We start from the raw sequence: 3,866 nt of genomic DNA, 5'->3' as shown, positions 1-3,866 counted from the left end.
GCGTGTCGATCAACGTGATCGCCTCCGACACACTCTGGGCCGACGTCGACCCCAATCGCATTCGGCAGGTATTCGACAACCTGCTGACCAATGCCATCAAATACAACCGGGTCGGCGGCACGGTGGTCGTGAGCGAAACCCGCACGGCCACCACGGTAACCTTCGCCGTAACTGACAGCGGATGCGGCATCGCTCCCGACGACTACGCACGGGTATTCGAGCCGTACTATCGCACCGAGTCGGCGCGGCTCTCGTCGCAAGACGGCTCAGGGCTGGGCCTGGGCATCAGCCGTGACCTTGCACGGCGCCACGGCGGCGACCTGCGCCTAGTCGAGTCATCGACGCGCGGCAGCAAGTTCGAATTGACCCTACCGCTCGCACTTTCTGATCACGAGGACGTGGTGACGCAGCCTGGTCACGAAAGTGAGCAAATTGTTGCATAAGCACCCGTGAAACAACATTGTTCCCGCTTTCACGTACTGGAACGGCTTAGGTAGAGTGAGCGGACAGAGCAAACCGGAGGGGGGTAGCGTGAACACTGATCGCATCGCAGTCGTCATCGAAGACGACGCTGATGTCGGCGAAGTGATCGCGGCGATCCTCATCCAGGCCGGCTTCACCGTGAAGCTCGCCAGCACAGGCGCTGAAGGTATCGAGCTCGTCCAAGTTCATGCGCCGACACTCACAACCCTCGACGTGAACATGCCCGGCATGGACGGCTTCGAAACCCTCAAACGCATACGCCACATCACCGCGAGCAGCATCATCATGATCTCGGCCTGCTTCGACGAGATCGACGTCGTACGCGGCCTCAACGCCGGCGCCGACGACTTCGTCGCCAAACCATTTCGCATCGGCGAACTGCGCGCCCGCATCGACGCAGTACTACGGCGAACGTCAACCGTGGCCGGACTCCACCCGGCCACATCGACCCCAACGCCGACGCCAACGCCGTTCGAAAACACGCCACAGCTCGAATCACGCAGATGGTTACACCACGACGGCCTACGCCTCGACAAGGCACAGCGCATAGTAGAAGTGGACGGAGCATCCGTTGTGCTCACCCGCAGTGAATTCGACCTGCTCGCACAACTGTTCCAGCCCACCAACCAAGTCCACAGCAAAACCAACCTGATCCACGAGATACGCAGCAACAAACACACGAGCGGACTCCTAACGCCCGCCGACAAGCGCTCCCTTGAGGTGCACGTAGCCAACCTGCGCAAAAAAATCGGACCCACCAACCGCATCGAAACAGTACACGGAGTCGGATACCGACTCGCCAATAACCCCCTCTAACCCGTACACGCCACGCAGAACATCCGCCAATACGCGAAAGTTCGAACCAGGCCGGAACGCGTCCGCGAACACCGCACGGTAAAGCAAGCCTGACTGCTCAGCTTCGACAACGCCCCCTACCAAGCATGGTCCCGGAATTGACCTTTATCGAGGGCATCAACACCGCGATCGCATCACAACAACTCGTCACCAACAGAGACAACCCAGAACCGATAACAACCCACAACGCCGTCACGGTGATGATGGAACTAGGCCGTTGTTCGGTGTGACTCACGCATCGACTGACACTTCTTCGGAGGTTGTCCTGAATCCGGGCGATCACTGTCCGAGATATCCGCAGCAGCTCACACCACGCCGTGCGCTTGGAGTTCTTCATCGAGCCGGCGACCACTATGTGCGCAGTGCACTTATTCGACATGACCACGAAAAAGGTGTTCGCTGAGCGGGTAGCGGCACCGACTTTTGAGAAAGCCATCGAAGGGTATCCCTGGGCTGCGGCGATCGACATGCTGGGCAACATCTGACCACAAGCAGGAAGCCAGCGCAGGGACCCGTTTTCAGCGTCGCAGCCTCGACGAGTCATTTTCACTCCGTGATCTGTTGGGTCTTCTACGTTGCCCGGGTGAGCTCTGGCCCGTCTCCTTGTGCGGGGAGGGGTGAGACCCGAACGATTTCGAGGGCTGCCGCGACGGGTAGCGCAGCCTGTACGGCTGCGTCGACGAGGTGTTGGTCGCCGGTCAGTTCGGGGTTCAGCCAGTCGTCCCACCAGTCCTTCGGGAGTGGAACGGGGTTTCGGTCGTGAATGTGGAGGAGCTCGTCAATGGCGCTTGAGGTGAGGATGGTGGCGGTGAGAGTCCAGAGGATCGAATCGTCGTCAGCTTTCGAATGATCCTTCCACCAGGAGTACAGGCCGGCGAAGGCCAGGCGCTCATCATCGGGGTGGTGGATGTAGAACGGGGTCTTCTTCTTCGTGGTGGAGTCGGTCTGCCACTCGTAGTAGCCCGTCGTCGGCACGAGGGCGCGGTGTGTTTTGATGGAGCCGCGCCATGTCGCCTTCTCGGTGATGCCTTCTGCCCTGGCATTGAATGTCGGGAACTTCGTTTTGAGCTCCTTCGACCAGGACGGAGTGAGGGACCACCGTGCCGGCTCCAGCCGGCGCACGGCTTCATCGCCGCCAGCGGCGGAGTGGATGACGGCAGGGACCGTTTGGGTGGGCTTGATGTTCCAGCTGGGGTGCCAGTCGTGGAAGTCTCCCCCGGCCGCGTCGAAGACGCTCACGAGTTCGCTGGTTGTATTTGAGACAACAAGTCTGCCGCACATGATGCGACGTTACAGCCAGTCGACCCCTGCTGCCCAGCCCCCATGCGATGCACTCCCTGATGGCGATCGCGGGCCGGCTAACGGAAGTTCTTCGTCGAGTCCGTCTCGTTGGGATGGCCAGTCGCGGCTTTCGTGATGACCACGCGTCCCGGTTTCTTTACCTTCGCATTGGGCTCGTCAACGGCATACCAAAGCCGAACCCGTCCGCGACTTTGTACTGCCACTGCGGCAAGGTCACCCCATCGACTAGGACCGTTGAGAGATCTCCTCGGAGTTGGTAGCACCGATCCGGATCGTACTGCCCAGGATGAGCGGTGAGATAGTCATGAGCATCGGCGAGGGCATTCTTCGCGGACGCCTTCAGATCAGTCCACCCACGTTCGGCTGCGGTGTTGCCGAAGAAGATCTCGTACTCGGTGCCCTTGACCGGTCGCGGAACCGAAAACGCCGCGCTTCCCCGCCATCTACGGGCGATTAACGCGGACAGGGGCGGCCGGCAGCTCGACGGGCTCGACAGGTCTCATACCCATCGCATAAGCCACGGCCGTTTCCTTCCACTCCTGCTGCGCACGCAGCAGCCGCTCAAACGTGCCCAGCTCACTGGCGGCATAGACAAGCTGCTCAATCTCGGCAGCGTACGCGCGCAACTCCCCCGGAGTGAACTCCCCCGTCCACGCGAAAAGATCAGTCAGCGCAGCTGCCATGTCGCCCTTATTCCGGCCGATCGCGCGGATCAGACGGCTCGACAGCGCAACACCCTTCTCGAGGACGTCGAGATCGTGACCACGAAGAATCACGAGATCGTCACCATCACGGCGCGTAATCCGAACCTGGCCCTCGTCAATGTGCGCCAGAACCTCTTTGGGCTTTCGCAGAAGGTCGGTGAACGTCGCAGTCCTCATACCCAGACACTACATCAGATAAACATCTGATTTGTTGTGTGCTCCGACGATTGAGAACCGCCCCTGGCCGGGAGAGAGGACGGCCAGGGGCGTTGACTGTGCGGCGCAGGATCCTGCGCCGGGTCTCGCGCTGGGCTTACGCGTCGAGGGCTCTGCTCTGTGCCAAGGCGGCGATACGGTCGGGCCGGAACCCGGCCCAGTGGTTGTGCTCGTCGACGACCACGATCGGCGCCGAACTGTAGCCCAGGTCTTCAGAAACATACTCGAGAGCTGCTGCGTTCTCGGTCACGTCGACGACTGTGTAGGTCACACCTGCTTTGTCGAGTGCTCGGTAGGTCATCGTGC

Annotated in this window: 5 protein-coding genes; 3 read left to right on the top strand and 2 right to left on the bottom strand. The window is 60.7% G+C overall.

Going from position 1 to position 3,866, the window contains the following annotated elements; translation table 11 throughout:
• Both CXY75_RS00340 and CXY75_RS00335 read left to right on the top strand, forming a co-directional pair.
• Window positions 1–443 (top strand): HAMP domain-containing sensor histidine kinase (locus CXY75_RS00340; protein ID WP_199182308.1); only part of this gene is annotated, 443 nt, incomplete at its 5' end.
• 88 nt (window positions 444–531) lie between these two features.
• A complete protein-coding gene (locus tag CXY75_RS00335) occupies window positions 532–1,299 on the top strand; it encodes a response regulator transcription factor (RefSeq protein ID WP_233201641.1) in 768 nt (255 codons plus the stop codon).
• Window positions 1,300–1,908: 609 nt separating this feature from the next.
• Here CXY75_RS00335 and CXY75_RS00330 read toward each other — a convergent pair.
• Window positions 1,909–2,619 carry an SOS response-associated peptidase gene (locus CXY75_RS00330; protein ID WP_104080909.1) on the bottom strand — a complete coding sequence of 237 codons (711 nt, stop codon included), beginning with the start codon at window positions 2,617–2,619 and terminating at the stop codon, window positions 1,909–1,911.
• Between the two features lie 392 nt (window positions 2,620–3,011).
• Between CXY75_RS00330 and CXY75_RS20195 the strand changes: the two genes are divergently transcribed.
• Window positions 3,012–3,551, top strand: coding sequence for a hypothetical protein (locus CXY75_RS20195; RefSeq protein WP_233201640.1), 540 nt, complete (start codon window positions 3,012–3,014; stop codon window positions 3,549–3,551).
• Window positions 3,552–3,657: 106 nt separating this feature from the next.
• Here CXY75_RS20195 and CXY75_RS00315 read toward each other — a convergent pair whose 3' ends face one another.
• Window positions 3,658–3,861: a glutaredoxin domain-containing protein gene (locus tag CXY75_RS00315; RefSeq protein ID WP_104080912.1), complete on the bottom strand. Its 204-nt coding sequence runs from the start codon at window positions 3,859–3,861 to the stop codon at window positions 3,658–3,660.
• Between the last annotated feature and the right edge of the window lie 5 nt (window positions 3,862–3,866).

The sequence above is a fragment of the Cryobacterium sp. Y11 genome (genome assembly GCF_002929535.1).
GTDB lineage: Bacteria > Actinomycetota > Actinomycetes > Actinomycetales > Microbacteriaceae > Cryobacterium.
Note: the sequence above shows the minus strand (reverse complement) of the source record. Positions and strands in the feature narration are given on the sequence as shown.